The organism is Demequina aestuarii (genome assembly GCF_000975095.1).
In the GTDB taxonomy this organism is placed as follows: Bacteria; Actinomycetota; Actinomycetes; order Actinomycetales; family Demequinaceae; genus Demequina; species Demequina aestuarii.
Map to the genome: position 1 here is coordinate 52,714 of NZ_BBRD01000001.1, position 14,635 is coordinate 67,348.

Sequence of the window (14,635 nt, forward strand, 5' to 3'; positions counted from 1 at the left end):
CCGCCGTGGTCTCTCTGATCGTCATGGTCGCCGCGGACGCCGTGGTTCCGGCGGTCCGCATCGCGCTGATCGCCGGGCTCACCCTGTGGCTCCTCGGCTCGCTGGTGGGCTGGGTCATGTGGATCTACGGGGCGGGCATCGTCGAGCTCCGCATGCGTGCACCACGCGCCCTCACCTGGCTCGCGGCGCTGGCACCGGCCATCTGGTCCTCCGTGCTCGGCTGGGGTGCGTACCAGGCCACCGGGCACGGCGTCACCGCCAGTGCGGCCGCCGCGGGCGCCGGGGCACGAGGTCCCGTGTCGCGGCCGACGAGCGAGGGTGGTCCGCTGGGGGCCACGACGGAAGCCGATGCGGCCGCGTCCGGGCCGTCCAGCCCTCCATCGGCGGGCTCCGGCGGGACGGATGGCCCGGCCGTCACGTCTGGCGGGCAGCCCGACTCCGCGGAGCGCACCGACGCGGCCGCATCGAGTGCGACGCGGTCGCCGTTCGCGCTGCGCGCCGATGGCTTGGCAGCTCCCGAGCCGCGCGACCCCGACGAGGCGGCACGGATCATCGCATCGCGCTGGGCCGGCTTTGGCGAGACCCACGGTCCGGCCATGGGTGACCGCGGCGCGGGTACGGATCCGTTGTCGACACCCAGAGTCGCCTCGCCTCCGTCCGACCCTGACGCCGACCATGCGCCGACGGACGATTCGAGCGCAGAACCGGTGAGTCGTGAGACCCCTTCCGAGGGGCCGCTGTCACACCTGCCCCCGGGCTGGGACGCCTCGGGGGTGCCGTACTCGCCGCCTGGCGAGCCACCATCACGGCCGTCCGCGCCGCGCGTTCCCGCCGATGCGGCGGCGAGCACGGCATCCTCCCCGGACCCCGCTGGCGTCCCCCGGCCCGAGAGCGACCGGGAGTCCGAGCCCGCCGCACGGCCCGATCAGCAGTCGGCGCCCGCAGTGCCCTGGCCGACCGCTGATTTTCCGGCACCCGCGCCGAGCACCGCGGCATGGCAGAGCGCTGAGGCGACGACGCACGCGTCCTCCGCGGCCGAGCGGCCCGACGACGCCCCTCCGGCCCAGCCGGACGACCCGGCGGGCCCGCCGTCGATGGCGTCGCCATACGTGGGCCAGCTGTCGCCCTACGCCTCGGGCACTTCCTCTTCCGCTCCCGCTGCCGCTGCCGCACCGCGCCCGAGCGAGCCCGCACCGACCGCGTCGTCGCAGGCGGAGGAGTCCGCGCGGTCCGCATCGGCAGTGCCGGAGGCGACGACGCCGCCCACGCCACCGGCCACGGACGCGTCGCCCAGCGCACCGGAGGCGGCATCCTCGTCAGATGACCGGGCACGCCCCGCTTGGGCGAGCGTCTTCGGCGCCCCGACCGGGTCCTCGTCCGAGGACCCGTCCACCCCCGACAGCAGGCCCGACCTGTCCGCGACGCCCACGTCGGCCGTCACCCCCGTGGAGGGCGCATCGTCCTCTCCCGGGTCGGCCATGCCGCCGCTCACCGCGGAGCTGTCCCAGCGTCACCCGGAGGCAAGAGCAGCACAGGACCCGCCCGCTGTGCCCCTCACCCCTCTGCCCCCGCAGGCCGCTGCGGTCGACGACCAGGCCTCCCGCGCATCGGCGCCGTCGGCGCCCCGGACCGATTCTCCGCCGCCCCTGCCACCGGGCGTCGCTCCGGGTGTCCGCGCATCGTCCGTCGGGGACCGGGCGAGCGACGAGCCCTCCGCGGCCATGACGCCCTCGCCTCAGCCCACCACCACTCCCGACGCCGTCGAGGTCGACGACCACACCGTGATCGCCCGGCGTCGTCGGCCTGCGTGGGCGCTCGAGGTCGAGGGCGGCGGACGATACCCGCTCACCGGTGACGCCGTGACGCTGGGCCGCGCGACCACGGCGCAGAGCCCTGGCGTGCTCGGCGTCCACGACCGCACCCGCACGCTGTCCAAGCGCCACGCCACGCTGTTCCGCCGCGACGACGGGTGGTGGGTGCGCGATCTCGGCTCCACCAACGGCACGTACCTGAGGGATGCTGATGGCGGCGAGCGTGCGGTGGAGAACGAGGCGGGCGAGCCCGTGGACGGCGATCTGGTGCTCGGTGACCTCGTCGCGCGGATCGTGACCGGGGAGCCGGAACGATGAACCAGGCATGGACGGCAGGCGGCGGCGCGACTGACCCCGGGCCACGCGAGCGCAACGAGGACGCGTTCCTGAGCGCCGGTCCGGTGCACGTCGTGGCGGATGGCATGGGCGGACACCTCGCTGGTGCCGCAGCGAGCCGCACGGCCATCGACGCGCTGCGCCCGCTCGTCGACCGCGACCCGGTGCGGCCTGAGGACGTCGTGACCGCCGTGGACAACGCGCATGCGGCGGTGGAGCAGCTGTCCGCGAGCCTCGGGGGGGAGTCGGGCACCACGCTGACGGGAGCCGTCGCGGTGGAGCACGACGGCGCTCCCTGGTGGATGGTGGTGAACGTGGGGGACTCGCGTGTCTACGCTCTCGATGAGGGAGTGCTCGGGCAGGTCACGGTGGACCACTCCTTCGTTCAGGAGCTGGTCGATCGCGGCGACATCACCCTCGCCCAGGCGCAGGTGCATCCGGAGCGCAATATCGTCACGCGCGCCGTGGGCGACCGACGGCGCGGCTGCGACGCATGGCTGCTGCCCGCCGTGCCGGGTCGCCGGCTGATCATCGCGAGCGACGGGCTCATGAAGGCGGTGGACGATGCGCGGATCGCGTCGATCGCCGCGCTCGCGGGTGGCCCCGAGGACGCTGCCACGCGCCTGGTCGAGGCCGCTCTCGAGGAGGGGGCGAGCGACAACGTCACCGTGGTGGTCGCGGATACGCTCCACGCCCACACCCCTGATGGTGCCGCTGCTGAGCCGTGGCCGATCTGGGGAGACGAGGACGACGACACCACGGTCACCCACCGCCGCAGGGAGCACGCGTGAACCGCGCGGAGCGGGACCCGGGCCACACGGACCATGGGCGGCGAGGTGAAGGGGTCGACCGCGACGCGGTGGACGATGCGACGGTGGTGTCGCGCCGACGACCCGTGGAGGCCGAGCCCGAGGTCGGGCTCGAGGGCGGTGGCGACGACGACAGCGACGACGTGACACGGATCTCCGCGCGCCCGCACACGCATGTGTCGGAGGAACCCGACGACGCCACGCGACTGTCGCCGCGCCGGCGACCCGGGCTCGCGGCTGAGGAGGATGACGGCGCAGCGCCGGACGACGCGACCAGGCTCGCCGCACGGAGGTCCGGCGTCGACGACGAATCGACCCGACTCGCGTCCCGCCACGGCTCCCTCCCCGCCGCCGACGAGGCCACCCAGTTCGACGTCCCTGCTCACCGTGGTGCGCGTCACCGTCCCCTGCCGCCTGGCCGGGCGCCCGCCATCACCGCCCCGGGGGCGTTCGGCACGACGGAGCCGGCCTATGCGCCGCGCCGGCTGAACGCCCCTCCCAGCGCGGATGCGCGGGCCGACGAGGCGCACCTGGCCGCGTCGCACCCGGACCGCCAGGAGGGTGCCTCGGCACGAGTGCTCGCGCCGGCGGAGGCGGCACGGCGGCGCGAGCGCGAGCGGCGGCGCCGGCTCATGATCACTCTCGTCGGCACGGCCATCGGTGCGGCAGTCGCGACGGCGGCCGTGATCGCGACGGTATGGATCGTGGCGGGATCATGACGGCAGAAGAGAGCGGGGCACCGCCCCACCGGAGGAGGGACGAGGCGGCATGAGGTTCAGGGCGAGACTGGAACGGCCCACGGGCGACCTCGAGGACATCGTCGTCTCGGCAGCGCCGGGTGCGACCGTGCAGGACCTCGCGCGCAGCATCGTGCGCGACGACCCGCGACGCGAGTACGACCACGAGTCCTATCGTCGCGATCTGGCGCTCGAGGTGCGTGCGACCGACGGCTCCCACGAGGTCGAGAGCTTCGATGCACGGGACACGCTCGAGGACCTCGACATCGGCTCCGGCGTGCACCTGAGGGTGATCCCCCAGGAGCATGCGGTGCGCGCAGAGGTCGGGTCGCTCACCATCGTCGCGGGACCCGGCCATGGCACCCGGCTCACGCTGCACCAGGGCACCACCACACTCGGGCGCGGGGACGACTGCGACGTGACCCTCGCGGACGCCACGGTGTCGAAGACCCACGCGCGCATCCACGCCACGCCGGGCAAGGTCGAGATCATCGACCTCAACTCGGCCAACGGCGTCCTGCTCGACGACGCGCTGGTGCCGCGGGCGGACATCACGGAGGGGACGCCCGTCACTCTGGGCGGCACCACCCTCGCGGTGACCATGGTGAACCGGCCCGAGGAGCCGGGCGCGCGTGTCAAGGGTCGCGACTTCACCCGCATGCCCCGCGTGGAGCTGCGCTTCCCCACGCATGAGCTCGAGGGCGCGGCGCTGCCGGTGCCGTCCGAGAAGCAGTCCTTCCCGTGGCTGATGGTGCTGATGCCCATGGTCGTCGGCCTCGCGGTCTACGCGGTCACCCGCTCCCCGTTGTCGCTGATCTTCGTCGCGATGTCACCGGCGATGATGCTGGGAAACTGGGCGACCGGCGCCTCGCGCCGGCGACGTCAGCTCAAGCAGGCGATCGAGGCGTTCGAGCGGCAGCTCGAGCGGCTGTCGGCCCGGCTCGAGCGCGAGCGGGCCGAGGAGATCCTCGCCCGTCACGACGAGGCCCCGTCACTGCACGACATCAACACCGCCGCCCTCGAGATCGGTGAGCCGCTGTGGACGCGCCGTCCCGAGCACTGGTCGTTCCTGTTCGTGCGGCTGGGCCTCGGGGCTGCGCCGTCTCGGGTGACGGTCAAGGAGCCCGAGGGTCGCGACCGTGCGTTGCCCGAGTACGAGGAGCGCTTCGACGCACTCGTGGACGATTACCGATCGGTGGAGGACGTGCCGATCGTCGAGGACCTCGCCGAGGCTGGAGCGCTGGGCATCGTGGGTCCGTCGCGATACACCGCTGCCTATGCGCGGGGGCTCCTCGCGCAGATCGCCGGCCTGCATGCGCCCACCGAGGTGGTGGTGGCCGGCATCATGGGCCAGCGCTGGGCGGCGGAGCTGGAGGATCTCAAGTGGCTCCCGCATGCCGCGGCCGCGGAGCCGGTGCTGGGGGCACCCTTCGGCGCCACGCCGCAGGGCGCGATCGACGTGGTGTCGCGGCTCGAGGAGATCATCGCGCAGCGCACGGGTGGCCGTGACGCGCCGGTACCCCTCGGTGCCATCGGCCCCGAGTCGGCGGCGCTGCGCGTGGGCTCGCAGGTCGGCACCAAGGGCAGCGACTCGTCAGGCTCCACCGCGCCGCTGCCCGCGATCGTGGTCGTCATCGGTGACGACGCGCCGATCGACCGCGCCCGCCTGCTCCAGCTGATGGAGCGTGCCGCCATGCGCGGGATCTACCCGGTGTGGCTCGCGCACTCTCGCGAGTCCCTCCCGGCGACCTGCCGCACCTTCGTGTCGTTCGACGAGCAGGCGATCGCGTCCGCGTCCTTCGTGCGGCTCGGCACCGTGATCGCGCCGCTCCAGGTCGAGGGCTTCAGCGACGCCCACCTCGCGCAGTTCACGCGTGCCCTGGCACGGGTCCGCGACGCCTCCGCCCGGTCCGTGGACGCCTCGGATCTGCCCTCCACGGTCACGATGCTCGACCTGCTGGGCCGCAACCTCGCCACCAGTGGCGATGCGGTCGTGGATCGATGGTCGCAGAACGGCTCACTGGTGGGACCCGAGGGCATGCCGCCGGCCGGCTATCAGCCGCGCCTGCGCGCGCTCGTGGGCCAGGCGGCGCAGGGCGCTCTCCACATCGACCTGCGGGGCGAGGGTCCGCATGCCCTGGTGGGCGGCACGACGGGCGCAGGCAAGAGCGAGTTCCTCCAGGCGTGGGTGCTCGGCATGGCGGCCGAGTACAGCCCGCAGCGCGTGACGTTCCTGTTCGTGGACTACAAGGGCGGCTCCGCATTCGCGGACTGCACGGACCTGCCGCATTGCGTGGGGCTGGTCACCGACCTCAGCCCACATCTGGTGCGGCGCGCACTGGTGTCCCTGCGAGCGGAACTGCACTATCGGGAGGAACTGTTCCAGCGCAAGGGGGCCAAGGACATCATCGCGCTGGAGAAGCGCGGCGATCCGGAGTGCCCACCCGCGCTGGTGCTGGTCATCGACGAGTTCGCCGCGCTTGTAAGTGAGGTGCCTGACTTTGTCGATGGCGTCGTGGACATCGCGCAGCGCGGCCGGTCGCTCGGCATCCACCTCATCATGGCGACGCAGCGGCCCGCAGGCGTCATCAAGGACAACCTCAGGGCCAACACCAACCTGCGCGTGGCGCTGCGCATGGCCGACGAGTCCGACTCGATGGACGTCATCGGCACCAAGGCCGCGGCGACCTTCCCGCCCGAGCTGCCGGGCCGTGGCGCGCTGAAGTCGGGGCCGGGCCGCCTCACCCAGTTCCAGTCCGCGTACGCCGGCGGACGCAGCTTCGATGCGCCGCCGGATGTGCGGCCCGACGTCGCCTCGTTCGTGTTCGGTCCGCTGGTGCCGTGGGAGCGCCCTCCCTCGCCCACCACGGCGACGGCGAGCGCCTCGACGCCCACCGACCAGCAGCGTCTGGTCGCCACCATCGTGGGAGGGTTCCGGGCCGCACGTCTGCGCCCGCCTCGCCGACCGTGGCTCGACGAGCTCCCGGCCTCGATCGCCCTCGAGGAGATCGTGGGCGGCTCGGATGCGCGTCTTCCGTTCGGCGTCGTGGACATTCCGCAGCGTCAGCGTCAGGCGCCGGTGACCTTCGATCCGGACGCTGACCAGAACCTCGCGATCTTCGGCGCGAGCGGGTCCGGCAAGACCGGGACGCTGCGTGCGCTGGCGATCGCGGCAGGGCACGTGACCGAGGGTGCGGCGCACGTCTATGCGCTCGACGCAGGCGGGTCGGGACTGCGGATGCTCGAGGCCATGCCGCACGTCGGCTCCGTGATCTCGGGCGATGACTCGGAGCGCGTGACCCGCCTGATGCGGATGCTCCGCGGGCTGGTCGAGGACCGCACGGCCCGCTACGGCGCGGCGAATGCCTCGACCCTCGCCGAGTACCGGTCGCTGGAGTCGCAGCCGCACGAGCCGCGCGTACTGCTGCTGGTCGACAACTTTCCGGCCTTCCGCGCCGACTACGAGGGAGTGCCGGGCCGGGCCGATTCCTACACCTCGCTGCAGCAAGTCATGCAGGACGGTCGCGCCGTCGGCGTCCACGTGGTGGTGACGGCTGATCGCGCGGCGGGCATCAGCAATGCGATGCAGTCGACCATGCAGAAGCGCCTGGTGCTGCGCCTGGCGGACCAGGACGGCTACTCGGCCCTGGGCGCTCCCCGCGACGTGCTCAACCCCGAGTCGCCTGCGGGCCGCGGCGTGGTGGCGGGCATGGAGTGCCAAGTCGCCGCACTCGGTGGGCTCACGAATGCGCGCGAGCTGGCGGAGCGCATCGTCGCCATCGCCCCCACGCTGCCGTCCGCGTCCCGGCCGGCCGCAGAACCGGTGCGTGCCCTGCCCGCCGAGTACTCGCTGGCGGAGATGCCGGCGGCGGTCGACGGGCAGCCGGTTGTGGGTCTCACCGACGTCGCTCTCGCCCCGCACGGATTCGAGCCCCGCGGAGTGATGCTGGTCGCGGGCGGGCCCGAGAGCGGCCGCTCGACGGCTCTCATGTCACTCGCGCAGTCGCTGCGGCGATGGCGACGCGACATGCCGCTCTACTACCTCGGCGCGCGCCGCTCGCAGCTGCGCGGTTGGCAGGGCTGGACGGCCGCTGCCGGCGAGGCACAGGAGCTCGAGGGCCTGGACGAGGCGATCGAGCGGGCAGTCGCGGGCGAGCACCCGATCGCGCTCGTCGTGGAGTCCGCGGCGGACTTCGCGGACACGCCGTCCGACTCCCGCCTGCAGGGCTGGCTGCGGCGGGCGCGCATGGGCGACCTCTTGATCATCGCCGAGAGCGACAGCAGCGACTTCGGCGGCTACGGAGCGCTCAAGACGGAACTGCGATCGGCTCGACGCGGCATGGTGCTGCGTCCCGAGACCCCCGACGGCGACGCCATCCTGAAGACCTCGTTCCCGCGCGTCAGCCGTGCGGAGTTCGGTCAGGGCCGCGGACTGTGGGCGGCCTCGGGCCGGGTCGCGCGGCTGCAGGTGCCGCTGCCCCTCCCCGCCGACGACCCTTCGGTGCAGGGCGAGCGCCCGGACTGGCTCGACGGTGCGGGCGCCCCCTCCGCGAACGGTGACCAGGCGCCTGTGGCCGATGCGGGCGCTGGGCCGTCCGCATCGGCGCAGGCCGCACAGGCCACCCGTGAGCAGACGGCCGGAACCCCGGCATCGGTGCCGAGCTGGGCGGTGTCGCCGATCCGCGAGTAGCGGGCACCACCCGCCGGCGCACATGCCACCGCGCCCCGCCCGCGCATCGGCGGTCTGTGGCCGGTCGTGCTGACGGTGCCGGCGGCAGGCTCAGCTCACGCTGAGCGACTGTGCCAGGGCGTCGATCTCGGGCTCGAGCTCCTGCAGCAGGATCACGTCGTGGCTCGAGGCGATGACCATGATGTCCAGCCCGTCCGTGCGGAAGGCGTGCTGGATGATCCCCACGATGGCGCGCGAGCCGGTCTGGTCGTCGACATACCGCACCGTGCGCACGCCCGCTCCCAGGCCGTCGGTGACGACGTCCGTGGTCTCGATCGCCCGCACCGCGTTCTCGTCGTCCGCCGCAGCGAGCTGCGCGACGGTGACCGACTCGTCGGTGGGCGCCCACAGCACGCTCGCGAAGAACAGCCACCGGCCCTCGGGATCGATGATCGCCAGGCGCGTCTCGTCCTCCGGGGCTTCGGTGGACAGCGTGCGGACGGACTCCCGGCACCACTGACGGGTCGCGTCGTCCCAGCCGTACGCATCGCCGAAAGCGATGGCGACCGCGTTCGCCCACGCGTCCACGTCCGCATGGTGCTCCCACGGCCAGGAGCTGGGGACCGGCAGCCACAGATCGAAGTTGGCGTCGATGTGGAGGGTGGGCTCTCTACGGCGTCGCATGTGTGTCCTCGTCGGCGGTCACGGTCTCAGGCGTGCTCGGATCCGTCCATGCGATCGAGCCCATCACGGCCTCGCCGAGGTCCTGGAGGGCGAGGGAGATCTGCTCCGAGCCGTCGAACTGCGTCGCGGTGACCACGAGAGTGGCGATCACCACGGTGCCGGGTCGCGGCACCCAGCTGTAGGTGACCTCCCGGCGGCTGGTGACGCGCTCCTCCTCCTCGCGAGGCGGGACGAGCACCAGCTCACGGAGCGCGGGACCGGCGGGCGTCGCGGTGACGGAGGCCTCTCCGCGGGTGGCTCCGGCGACGTGCAGGTCGTGAGCGCTGGCCACCTCGGCGTGGGCGGGCACCGTGCCGATGGTGAGGGACGCGCTTGCCGGCACCACCCACGGCTGGGCGACGGGAAGGATCACGTCGCGTGCCTGCGCGGCACGTGCCTCGGCCACCAGGGGAGAGATCGCCCGGCGCAGGGCGTCGCCTCGTGCTCGCCGAGAGTCGCGGGGGGCCTCGGCGACCAGCGTGCGCACCAGATCATCGATCGCGCGGTCCGCACCCTCGCCGGTGGGCAGCATCACCCAACCGGCGGGCAGGACCACCGTGTAGCCCATGTCTGGGCCGGGCCCGTCGTCCTCCGGCACCGGCGTGCCGTCCGGCGTCACCCGCTCGCCCTGGTCGGGCGACCGCGACCCTTCCCGGTGCGGGCGGCCTCGCTGCGCCAGGACTCCGGCACGAGGCGGAGCCACCCCGCGACCATGCGCAGCACGGCCGCTGCGAAGACGGCGAGGAAGAGCAGCCACGCTGCGACGGCAAGCCAGCCGAACACTCCCGTGAGGTATCGCTGGTCGAGGCCCAGCATCACAGTCTGGATCGTCACACCCATGAAAGCCGAGAAGACGATCTCGGAGCGGTTGAGGCCCATCGCCTTCTTCAAGGGGAGCGTGAACGACACGATGAGTGCGGCGGCGATCAGCACGGCAGGCACCACCATCGTGGGACTCAACAGCGGGAAGCCGGGGAACTCATCGTTGGGTTCCTCAAGGCCGTCAACTGCGGTGCCGGTCGCGATTCCCACGACCATCGCGATGGAGACCAGTCCGAAGCCCAGCGCTGCGATCCAGGCGAACGCGATGAACACCAGGGTGTAGGCGCGCTCCTCGGGATCCTTCCACCGGGATCGCTGCGGCAGGCCGATTCTCACTGTGAGGCCCCGATCGACATGGTGGTGGATGCGTGCACGTTGTCGCGCACCTCGCTCACCGTACGCAGTCCCTCCGCGACAGGCTCCAGGCCGAGTGAGTCGAACAGGCCTGCAGGCAGGTCAGCATACGCAGCGGCCGAATCTGTGGTGCGGGCCGCTCCCTGGATCATTGCGGTGATGCGCGCGCTGCGAATGGCCGCCATGCCGTGGCCGATGAAGAAATCGTCGAGAGGTCCGGCGCCGACCTTCGCCTGCGTGAAGATCCGATGCGCGTGAGCGTTCGCGACGCCTCGGAACTTGCGGCCGTTCGTGAGCATCTGGGTGATCTTCTGCGGCACGGTACGGGTGGGGATCGACAGGCGATTGAAGGACCCGGTCACCTGACGTATCGGGCTGCGCGCGCCTCCTTGGGCGGACAGCCGTGCGACGCGCAGGCCCTTGAGGCCCGTCACGGTCTGGGACACGACGCGGCCGGCGACAGCGCCCACGCCCGCGGTGACGAGCAGGAGTGCGTCGAGGCCGAACTCAGCCCAGGAGATCTCGCCGCTGGCCGCCAGCAGGCCCGAAAGGCCCACGGTCAACGCCGCCGACAGCAGCGTTAACGGTGCCAGCACGGGGAAGACGAACGTGAGGAACGTCAGCCCGGTCGTGATCCACGACAGCGCGGTCTTGAGCGACTTCAGGAACTCCGCGTTCTCGGAGACCCAGCCCTTGACGTTGTCCCACCACGAGTCGTTGAGCCCGTCGCTGTCCACGGCCTCGTCGATCGCGTCCTTGGCTGTGCGGGCCGCGGTGTCCTGACGGGCATGCGCCTCCTCGACGTCACGCGCCGCGGACTGCATGATGGCGTGCGCCTCGTCACGCTGCCCCTCCCAGTGGCGCTGGCGCGCATGCGCCTCGTCCGCCTGGGTCGGATCGGTGGCCACCAGCCGCTCGGTGCGATAGTGCGCCACCCACCGTTCGGCCTCGGCGAGGTCCTGGGCGGCGACGCCGTGACGCGAGATCGCCGCATCGGCCTCCGTCTTCACGGCGTCGAGCTCGCCCGCGTAGGTGGTGAGCGCCGAGCCCGCCACCCGGTATCGCTCGTGCAACTTGTCGAGCCGGTCCGCGGTGTCGCCTGCCTGCGCGGCGAGCGCGGCGACCGCGTCGCTGGCTGCGATGGAGGCGTCCCCCGCGAGGGCGCGCAGCTGGCTGGCGGCCTCCCTGACCGCATCGGCCACATCGGTGTAGGACGAGGCGGTGCGCTGCACGGTGGGGACGTCGCCGGGCACCGGCGCGAGTGCGCTCATGACCCGTCCTCGGCGAGAGCGCTCGCGAGCTCGTAGTCCACGTCGTCGAACGACTGCGCGATGCCCGTCGCGGCGTCGCGCAGCACAGTGATCTGCTCGGCGAGCTCCTGGCGCCGGTCGTCCCATGCGTCCGAGAAGCGCCGCAGGCTGTCGCCCAGCGCGGCATGCCCGACGGCATCGGCCACGGCGTGGCTGCGGTCGCCGGCACCGGTCAACTCGCGATGCACCGTCGTCAGATCCGTCGCGACATCCCGCACTGCTGCGGTGTCGACGCGGAGAGTTCCCCCTGCCATGCCCCCCCTTCCCGTGAGTTCGCCAGGCCCATGCTAATGACTCGGCGAGTCGCAGGTCGAGACACAGGACGAGAGTGACGAAGTCGACTCGCCCCTCGTTGCGGGCCGGTCGGCGCCCTGCTTGGATGTGGAGCGAGGCGGGAGGTCCGCCGACGACGATGGCCTGACACAGAATGAAGGAGCACTCGCGTGGCGAATCTCAACGTGACCTACGAGCAGATGACGGCGGCTTCGGACAAGCTCCGTGCCGGACAGGCGGAGATCGAGCAGAACCTGCAGAACCTGCGGTCGCTGGTCTCCCAGCTCGTGGCCGACGGCTTCACGACCTCGAGCGCCTCGGGTGCGTTCGATGCGGCGTACTCGGAGTTCAACTCCGGTGCCACGCAGACCATCCAGGGCATCGACGGCATGGCGCAGTTCCTGCAGACCGCCGCCCAGGTGCTCCAGCAGACCGACGAGGAGCTCGCCAAGCAGCTCGGTCGCTGATCGGCGTTCGTGCGGGGAGCGGTGACGGCGGCGTGATCGCCGCTGCCACCTCTTGCCCGCGGAGCTGAGGGAGCACTCATGACGGCAGTGGACACGCTGCCCGGTGACCCGGTCGCGCTGCGATCCGAGGTGACGACCCTCGAGGCGGATGTCGCCGCCATCGATGAGGCCATCGCGCTGCTGTACGACACCAACGTGCAGCTCACCGGGCGTGCGGCGGATGAGCTCTACGCGCGCAGCCTGGATGCTGCCGTGCAGATCGAGAGCGCGCGCGACCGCTACGAGGGCACGGCTGTGGCCCTGCGCACGTACGTGGTCGAGATGGAGGCCGCGCACCGGGAGGCCGATGCGGCGCTCGACGAGGCACCCGCCGCGCTTGCGGAGCGCGACTCCGCTCAGGAGGCGGTGACTCGGCTGTCACAGCTCGTTGCCGGAGCCGCCAGCGACGGCGCACCGACGGCCGCGGTGGATGCCTACGAGGAGCAGCTCTACACGGCGCGCCGCCGGCTGGACCGCGCCGAGGGGGCGCTCGCGGAGGTGGAAGGGCGGTGGCGTACCGCACGCGACCGGCAGCAGGCCGCTGCGGCCGTGGCCGTCGCGCAGATTCGTGACGCCACCGAGGGCACCGACACGTCCCTGCTCGACGACATCGGCGCGTTCTTCTCCTGGGTGGGCCAGGGCCTCGCGGACTTCGGACGCTGGCTGGGCGACGCGCTGGCGGCCATCGGCGAGTTCCTCGCCCAGTACGCCGGCCTCCTGATCGTGTTCCTCGCCGTGCTGGCCGCGGTCGCCCTGGCGGCGATCGTCTTCCCCGTCATCGCGCTCGTGGGCATCTTCACCGTCGCCGTGATCGCCTTCGCGGCGATCGCCGGCACGCTGCTGCTGGTGTCGAGCATCACCGACTCGTCAGGCATGCATCGGGGCGACGACTATCCGCTCGAGATGCGATCCCCGAACCCGGACCAAGACACTCTGCCGCCGGTCGGCCCTTCCTACGCCGCGCTGCTGGAGGACCTGGCATGGGTGGATGCCGCGACGGCGCGTCGTCCCGTGTACGACGCCGACGGTCGCTTCATTGACTGGGAACGTCGGGATGAGGCCGCCACGATGATCAAAGTGGTGGCATTGCGCGACGAGGACACCGGCGCCATCGTCGGGTGGCGCGTCCAGATCCCGTCGACCCAGGAGTGGGGCATGACGGGCTCCGCGCTGAACGACCTTCCGACCAATGTGCTCCACGCTCTGGCGCCCGGCCAGGACACGGCCATGGAGCAGGCGGTGTGGGATGCCATGGAGCGGGCGGGAGCGCTCGACTCGGACGCTCCCGTGATGCTCGCGGGGTGGTCGCAGGGCGGGATGACGTCCGGCGAGATTGCGATCGACCCCAGGCTCGCGGACCGCGAGGTGTCCGTGGTCGCGGGCGGCAGCCCCATGGATCAGTACCGCAACGAGTTGACGGGACAGGGCGCGCGGACCACCGTCTTCACCCATCCCGACCTGGTGTCAGGGCTCGAGGGCGTGCGGCTGACGCCGGCCGACGTGCTCGCTCCGCACCCGGAGTTCGTGCAGCACTTCGAGGGCACCCTCGCTCACGATGCGATGTCGTACTCTCAGCAGGCCGCGCGTCTGCAGCCCGAGCTGCGACCGGGGGACGAGGTGTTCTTCGCGGACTTCGGCGAGGGCGTGGCGGAAGAAGTGCACGTATTCGAGTACACCCGGACAGACCCGGCTCCGGCCATGGCGCCGCACCCCACGCCGTCGCCCGGACCGGCACCCACGCCCCCGGTCGATGCGGGCGGCAGGTGAGACCGTGAGTGCGACCGGGCGGACCCGTGCGCGAGGCGTGTGGGCGAGAGGAGTGGTGACGATGGCGATCGTGGCGTCAGTGTTGGGCGGATGCGCCTCGGGGGACGAGGAGGCACGGAGGGCTGATGAGGCGATCGGGGATCTCGAGCACGTCAGCGAGTCCGCGACCATCGTGCGCCGTCCAGGCGTGCCGACCAACCGGCAGTTCACCACTCATCTCACGTTCGTCGACGGGGTGTCGCAGTCCGAGCAGGAGGAGACCATCGACGAGGTGCTGGCGATCGCGCGCGAGGAGATCGCTCCGGCGGCGAACGCGGGCTTCATCTTGCAGGTCTCCGGCGGCAGCACGGTGATCGACATGGAAGCGGTGGTCGCCTCCCTGGGCGATATCGGCACACAGCGGCCGTCGAATCTCGAGGTGGGGTCGCTGTCGCTGACGGCGGACGCGCTGCGCGCCTACGAGTCGGTAGAACGAGAGGACTGAGATGTCGCAGAGAAGACGAAAGTGGACAGGAGGT

Annotated in this window: 12 protein-coding genes; 7 read left to right on the plus strand and 5 right to left on the minus strand. The window is 72.0% G+C overall.

Translation table 11 applies throughout. The features are described from left to right. The 4 genes from AOP72_RS00195 to AOP72_RS00210 form a co-directional block, all read left to right on the plus strand. On the plus strand, positions 1–2,129 hold a 2,129-nt coding region (locus AOP72_RS00195; RefSeq protein ID WP_193746325.1), incomplete at its 5' end, for an FHA domain-containing protein. Beyond that, positions 2,126–2,938 (plus strand): PP2C family protein-serine/threonine phosphatase, encoded by an 813-nt coding sequence (locus AOP72_RS00200; RefSeq protein WP_062130733.1) that lies wholly within the window; start codon positions 2,126–2,128, stop codon positions 2,936–2,938. The genes AOP72_RS00195 and AOP72_RS00200, both read left to right, overlap by 4 nt. Next, positions 2,935–3,675, plus strand: a complete 741-nt coding sequence (locus tag AOP72_RS00205; protein ID WP_062130737.1) for a hypothetical protein — start codon at positions 2,935–2,937, stop codon at positions 3,673–3,675. The genes AOP72_RS00200 and AOP72_RS00205 overlap by 4 nt, the downstream gene beginning before the upstream one ends. Before the next feature lie 49 nt (positions 3,676–3,724). Next, positions 3,725–8,383, plus strand: coding sequence for a type VII secretion EssC family protein (locus AOP72_RS00210; RefSeq protein WP_084631045.1), 4,659 nt, complete (start codon positions 3,725–3,727; stop codon positions 8,381–8,383). A 90-nt stretch (positions 8,384–8,473) separates the two neighbouring features. On the opposite strand, the gene AOP72_RS00215 is transcribed toward AOP72_RS00210, so the two are convergent. The 5 genes from AOP72_RS00215 to AOP72_RS00235 are packed head-to-tail and all read right to left on the minus strand — an operon-like array spanning position 8,474 to position 11,825. Continuing rightward, entirely contained in the window at positions 8,474–9,046 is a 573-nt protein-coding gene (locus AOP72_RS00215) for a hypothetical protein (RefSeq protein ID WP_062130740.1), read from the minus strand. Continuing rightward, entirely contained in the window at positions 9,033–9,704 is a 672-nt protein-coding gene (locus AOP72_RS00220) for a hypothetical protein (RefSeq protein WP_062130743.1), read from the minus strand. The genes AOP72_RS00215 and AOP72_RS00220 overlap by 14 nt, the downstream gene beginning before the upstream one ends. Then, on the minus strand, positions 9,701–10,243 hold the full coding sequence (locus AOP72_RS00225) for a hypothetical protein (protein ID WP_062130746.1): 543 nt from the start codon (positions 10,241–10,243) through the stop codon (positions 9,701–9,703). The genes AOP72_RS00220 and AOP72_RS00225 overlap by 4 nt, the downstream gene beginning before the upstream one ends. Continuing rightward, a complete protein-coding gene (locus AOP72_RS00230; RefSeq protein ID WP_062130750.1) occupies positions 10,240–11,532 on the minus strand; it encodes a hypothetical protein in 1,293 nt (430 codons plus the stop codon). The genes AOP72_RS00225 and AOP72_RS00230 overlap by 4 nt, the downstream gene beginning before the upstream one ends. After that, complete coding sequence (locus tag AOP72_RS00235; RefSeq protein ID WP_062130752.1) at positions 11,529–11,825, minus strand: hypothetical protein; 297 nt, start codon at positions 11,823–11,825, stop codon at positions 11,529–11,531. The genes AOP72_RS00230 and AOP72_RS00235 overlap by 4 nt, the downstream gene beginning before the upstream one ends. Before the next feature lie 189 nt (positions 11,826–12,014). Here AOP72_RS00235 and AOP72_RS00240 point away from each other — a divergent pair, with 189 nt between their 5' ends. The 3 genes from AOP72_RS00240 to AOP72_RS00250 all read left to right on the plus strand — a co-directional run bounded on the left by AOP72_RS00240 (position 12,015) and on the right by AOP72_RS00250 (position 14,601). Beyond that, on the plus strand, positions 12,015–12,311 hold the full coding sequence (locus tag AOP72_RS00240) for a WXG100 family type VII secretion target (protein WP_062130755.1): 297 nt from the start codon (positions 12,015–12,017) through the stop codon (positions 12,309–12,311). A 78-nt stretch (positions 12,312–12,389) separates the two neighbouring features. Continuing rightward, complete coding sequence (locus tag AOP72_RS00245; protein WP_062130758.1) at positions 12,390–14,117, plus strand: hypothetical protein; 1,728 nt, start codon at positions 12,390–12,392, stop codon at positions 14,115–14,117. Between the two features lie 61 nt (positions 14,118–14,178). Then, the gene (locus AOP72_RS00250) at positions 14,179–14,601 is read left to right on the plus strand and encodes a hypothetical protein (RefSeq protein WP_152650182.1); all 423 of its coding nucleotides are present in this window, start codon (positions 14,179–14,181) and stop codon (positions 14,599–14,601) included. The last annotated feature ends 34 nt before the right edge of the window (positions 14,602–14,635 follow it).

Bases quoted from the DNA above. Each gene is read 5' to 3' on its own strand.
- AOP72_RS00200 (WP_062130733.1), top strand. From the start codon at position 2,126: ATGAACCAGGCATGGACGGCAGGCGGCGGCGCGACTGACCCCGGGCCA.
- AOP72_RS00210 (WP_084631045.1), top strand. From the start codon at position 3,725: ATGAGGTTCAGGGCGAGACTGGAACGGCCCACGGGCGACCTCGAGGAC.
- AOP72_RS00215 (WP_062130740.1), bottom strand. From the start codon at position 9,046: ATGCGACGCCGTAGAGAGCCCACCCTCCACATCGACGCCAACTTCGAT.
- AOP72_RS00230 (WP_062130750.1), bottom strand. From the start codon at position 11,532: ATGAGCGCACTCGCGCCGGTGCCCGGCGACGTCCCCACCGTGCAGCGC.
- AOP72_RS00235 (WP_062130752.1), bottom strand. From the start codon at position 11,825: ATGGCAGGGGGAACTCTCCGCGTCGACACCGCAGCAGTGCGGGATGTC.
- AOP72_RS00245 (WP_062130758.1), top strand. From the start codon at position 12,390: ATGACGGCAGTGGACACGCTGCCCGGTGACCCGGTCGCGCTGCGATCC.
- AOP72_RS00250 (WP_152650182.1), top strand. From the start codon at position 14,179: ATGGCGATCGTGGCGTCAGTGTTGGGCGGATGCGCCTCGGGGGACGAG.